At 69.8% G+C, this 4,381-nt stretch carries 5 protein-coding genes and 1 pseudogene; 1 reads left to right on the top strand and 5 read right to left on the bottom strand.

What is annotated here, in order from left to right:
- Both AC1DYN_RS31635 and AC1DYN_RS31630 read right to left on the bottom strand, forming a co-directional pair.
- Positions 1-1,091, bottom strand: a 1,091-nt coding sequence (locus tag AC1DYN_RS31635) for an ATP-dependent DNA helicase (RefSeq protein ID WP_477966622.1), incomplete at its 3' end; no start/stop codon positions are given.
- A 57-nt stretch (positions 1,092-1,148) separates the two neighbouring features.
- Positions 1,149-1,352 carry a YdcH family protein gene (locus tag AC1DYN_RS31630; protein ID WP_477966620.1) on the bottom strand — a complete coding sequence of 68 codons (204 nt, stop codon included), beginning with the start codon at positions 1,350-1,352 and terminating at the stop codon, positions 1,149-1,151.
- 63 nt (positions 1,353-1,415) lie between these two features.
- Here AC1DYN_RS31630 and AC1DYN_RS31625 point away from each other — a divergent pair, with 63 nt between their 5' ends.
- Positions 1,416-2,180: a PP2C family protein-serine/threonine phosphatase gene (locus tag AC1DYN_RS31625; RefSeq protein ID WP_477966618.1), complete on the top strand. Its 765-nt coding sequence runs from the start codon at positions 1,416-1,418 to the stop codon at positions 2,178-2,180.
- Positions 2,181-2,206: 26 nt separating this feature from the next.
- On the opposite strand, the gene AC1DYN_RS31620 is transcribed toward AC1DYN_RS31625, so the two are convergent.
- From AC1DYN_RS31620 to AC1DYN_RS31610, 3 genes and pseudogenes are all read right to left on the bottom strand, one after another.
- Positions 2,207-2,791, bottom strand: a complete 585-nt coding sequence (locus AC1DYN_RS31620; RefSeq protein WP_477966616.1) for a hypothetical protein — start codon at positions 2,789-2,791, stop codon at positions 2,207-2,209.
- Positions 2,788-3,888, bottom strand: coding sequence for a cell division protein ZapE (gene zapE, locus AC1DYN_RS31615; protein ID WP_477966614.1), 1,101 nt, complete (start codon positions 3,886-3,888; stop codon positions 2,788-2,790). The genes AC1DYN_RS31620 and zapE overlap by 4 nt, the downstream gene beginning before the upstream one ends.
- A gap of 22 nt (positions 3,889-3,910) precedes the next feature.
- Positions 3,911-4,381, bottom strand: a pseudogene (locus AC1DYN_RS31610) (dihydrolipoyl dehydrogenase); the annotation flags it as partial.

Genomic DNA, 4,381 nt, shown 5'->3' with positions numbered 1-4,381 from the left:
CGTTCGAACAGCGCCGCCATGCGGCGGAAGTTCTGCACGCGCTCGATCAGCTTGGTGAAGTCGGGCGCGATCTCGCTGACGGTGTCCAGCGCCACCTGGGCCGCCTCGCAGGCCTGCGCCAGCAGCCCCAGCGCCTGCCCGAAATCGGCGCGCGCCGAGCGCTCTTCCCAGCGCAGCTTCAAGCTGCCGCGCACTTCGCGCAACGGCCCGGCGGCGGCCATGCGCAGCTCGCGCGCCGCCTTGTCGCAGGCGGCGGCCAGGTCCTGCCAGGGCGCCAGGCCGCGCGCCAGCTGCAACCCGGCGCCCAGCATGTCGCGCGCGAAGTCGATCACCTGGCCGGTGCCGAGCGTGGTGCCCAGGAAGGCCACGCCGGCCTCGGCCAGCTGGTGCGCTTCGTCGAACACCGCCACCTCGACGCTCGGCAGCAGCTCGGCCACGCCGCTGTCGCGCAGCGCCATGTCGGCGAAGAACAGGTGGTGGTTGACGACGACCAGGTCGGCCGCCATCGCGTCGCGTCGCGCCTTCATCACGTGGCACTGGCGGTAGTCGGGGCATTCGCTGCCGAGGCAGTTCTCGCGCGTCGAGGTGACGAGCGGGATCACGCTGGAGCGCTCGTCCAGCCCGTCGAGCTCGGCCAGGTCGCCGCTGGTGGTGGCGTGCGACCAGACCTCGATCTTCGCCAGCGTGCGCACGGCCCAACGATCGGGCAGTTGCGCCGACTGGCGCGCCTGGTTCATGCGGTGCGTGCACAGGTAGCTGGCCCGCCCCTTCAGCAGCGCGATGGTCAGCGGCAGGCCCAGCGCGTCGCGCAAGCGCGGCAGGTCGCGCAGGAACAGCTGGTCCTGCAGGCTCTTGGTGGCGGTGCTGACCAGTGCGCGCGCGCCCGACAGCAGCGTCGGCACCAGGTAGGCGAAGGTCTTGCCGACGCCGGTGCCGGCCTCGGCCACCAGCGCGCGGCGTTCGTCGATGGCTTGGGCGACCTCCTGCGCCATGCGCTGCTGCACCTCGCGCTCGACGTAGCGCGGGTCGGCCTGCGACAGGGCACCGCCTTGCGCGAAGGCTTCGACAACCGCTTGCTGCAGGGGGCTCAAGAGATGTCTTTCAGATTCCGCTCGAGGAGCTGGAGCGAAGCGACCGGGGGGCCGTCATCAGGCGGGTTCGGGAGGGTCAAGCTGGGCTTCCAGGCGAGCGATCTGATCGCGCAATGCCAGGCGACGCTTCTTCAGCCGGCGCATGACCAGTTCATCGTTCGGGCGATCGTCGCCGGCCTGGTCGATCAGGCTGTCGAGGTCGGCGTGCTCCATGCGAAGCTCGATCAGGCGGCGCTGCGGCGAATGCAGGTTGTCGTCCATCGAGGAGAACGTCGCGGAGTATTGCAAGTGAATGTGAGAGCAAAGCGATTATAGTTTTCGACCATGAGCACACCCCCAGGATATCGGCTGAACGCCGCGACCGGCATGCACCGCGGCGATCGTGCCTACCAGCAAGACCAGGTCGAGATCCTGCCCCACCACCGGGTCCCCGGGTGCGCGCTGGCGGTGCTGGCCGACGGCATGGGTGGCAAGAGCGGGGGTCGCAAGGCGGCCGACCAGGTCGTGCTGACCGCCCGCCAGCTGTTCGAGCGCTACAGCCCCAACCAGGACGACCCGTCCGAGCTGCTGAAGCAGCTGGTGCTCGAAGCGCACCTGATGATCAAGCTGACGGCCATCACCGCCGAGGAAGAACCGCACAGCACCGCGGTGGCCTTCCTGATCAGCCCCTCGCGCGAATGCGACATCATCCACGCCGGCGATTCGCGCTGCTACCACTTCCGCGGACCCGACATGGTCCGCCGCACCATCGACCATTCGTTCGTGCAGCGCCTGGTCGACGAAGGCCAGATCAGCGAGGACGAGGCCAACACCCACCCGCAGTCCAACCTGCTGACCGGCTGCCTGGGCACCTACCAGGATCCGCCGCTGACGCTGCACCACATCGACCAGCTGCAGGTCGGCGATTCGATCCTCGCCTGCAGCGACGGGTTGTGGCACTACTTCAGCCCGAAGGAACTCGGCGCGATCGTGCACACGCTGCCGCCGCGCGAGGCCAGCGAGATGCTGGTGACCAAGGCGCGACAGCGGGCACGGGGGACGGGGGACAACCTGTCCCTCGCGTTGATCCGGATCGATGCCTTGGGTTGACTGACGTGCCCGCAATGGCTTGCGGGCTACGGGGCGGATGCCGCGCTCGGGGGCGGCAACGGCTTCGCCTTCTTGTCGGCGCGCTCGCGGTTGCGCTTCTCCACCTCGGCGCGGTGCTCCTCGGCCTCGCGCTTGCGCGCCTCGAAACGCTCGCGGCTGCGCTGCTCCTCGGCACTGCGGTCCACCGGCGCCGGGCGTGACGCCGCCGCATCCGGCAGCTTCGCCACCGCCTTCGGCGCGCGCAGCTTCGGCTCGCGCGGCGGCTTGGGCTCGGGGGCCGGCTTGTTGATCTCTTCCCAGGCCCTGGCATCGCGCCGGCGGCGGTGCTCGGCGCTGCGCTGGCGGCGCTCCACCTCGTCGAGCGCGATCTCCTGCTGGTGCAGGTTGTCCAGCGTCTGGCGCCGGTCGGCGCGTGCCTTGTCGATGCACGAGGTCACGACGAAACGCTGCCGGCATTCCGCCTCGCGCTGCGCGAACTGCACCTCGGCGGCCTGGCGCTGGCGGGCGATGCGTTCGCGCTCGGCCCGGCTGGACGGCGCATCCTCGGCGCGCGCCGGGTTCGCCGCCAACGCGGCCACCAGCGCCACCCCCAGCCAGGCAAGCTTCTTCACGTCAACCCCGTGTCGACGTCGCGCCGTGCCAGAGACAGGAACTCGGTCGACTGCATTTCATTGAGCCGCGACACCGTGCGCGGAAACTCGTGCGCCAGCGGACCGTCCTTGTACAGCTCTTCGGCCGGCACCGCCGCCGACATGATGAGCTTCACGCGCCGGTCGTACAAGACGTCCACCAGCCAGGTGAAGCGCCGCGCCTCCGACGCCAGCCGCGGCGGCATCTGCGGCACATCCGACAACAGCACGGTGTGGAACTGCGACGCGAGCTCCAGGTAGTCGTTCTGCGAACGCGGCCCGCCGCACAGCGTCTTGAAGTCGAACCACACCACACCGCCGGCCTTGCGCCGCGCGTGCAGCTCGCGGTGCTCGATGTGCAGCACGGGCGGCTCGTCCTTGGCCTCGGCCAGCCGCGTGAAGGCCTCGGCCATCGCCGCGTCCGCCTGCGGCCCGAGCGGCGTGTGGTACAGCGTCACCTGCTCCAGCGTGCGGCGGCGGTAGTCGGTGCCGTTGTCGACGCCGATCACCTCCAGCTTGTCCTTCAGCAGCTCGATGGCCGGCAGCACGCGGTCGCGGTGCAGGCCGTTCGGGTACAGGTCGTCGGGCTTGAAGTTCGACGTGGTGACGATGCTGACGCGGTGCTCGAACAGGCTGTCGAGCAGGCGGTGCAGGATCATCGCGTCGGTCACGTCGGCGACGTGGAACTCGTCGAAGCAGATCAGCCGGTGGCGCCGCGAGATGCGCGCGCCCAGCTCGTGCAGCGGGTTGACCGTGCCCTTCAGCTCGGCCAGCTCGCGGTGCACCTCGCGCATGAACTCGTGGAAGTGCAGCCGCGTCTTGCGCTGCAGCGGCACGGCATTGAAGAAGCAATCCATCAGGAAGCTCTTGCCGCGCCCCACCCCGCCGTACATGTAGACGCCGCGCGGCAGCGGCGGGCGCACCAGCAGCTTCGCGATCGCGTTGCTGCGCCGCGCCTTGTAGGCCTCCCATTCGTCCTGGCAGCGCTGCAGCGCAGCGACCGCGGCGAGTTGCGCCGGGTCGCTGTGGTAGCCGCGCTCGGCCAGCGTCTGGTGGTAAAGCTCGGTGACCGACGGCATGGGGGCGACTGCAGCGCGCCGCTCAGAAATTGAGCGTGCGCTTGTCGACCGCCAGCGCGGCCTCCTTCGTGGCTTCGCTCAGCGACGGATGCGCATGGCAGATGCGCGCGATGTCCTCGGCCGAGGCCTTGAACTCCATCGCGACCACCGCTTCGGAGATCAGCTCCGAGGCCATCGGCCCGACGATGTGCACGCCCAGGATCTCGTCGGTCGCCGCATCGGCCAGGAACTTCACCATGCCGGTCGTGTCGCCCAGCGCCCGCGCCCGCCCGTTCGCGAGGAACGGGAAGGTGCCGGCCTTGTAGGCCCGCCCGGCCGCCTTCAGCTGCTGCTCGGTCTGGCCCACCCACGCGATCTCGGGCGAGGTGTAGATCACCCACGGGATGGTGTTGAAGTTGACGTGCCCGTGCTGGCCGGCAATGCGCTCGGCCACCGCGACGCCCTCTTCTTCCGCCTTGTGCGCGAGCATCGGGCCGCGCACGACGTCGCCGAT

It is taken from the genome of Rhizobacter sp. P2_D12 (assembly GCF_056404395.1).
The sequence above is the reverse complement of the archived record's forward strand: the minus strand, read 5'-3'. Positions and strand labels throughout refer to the sequence as shown.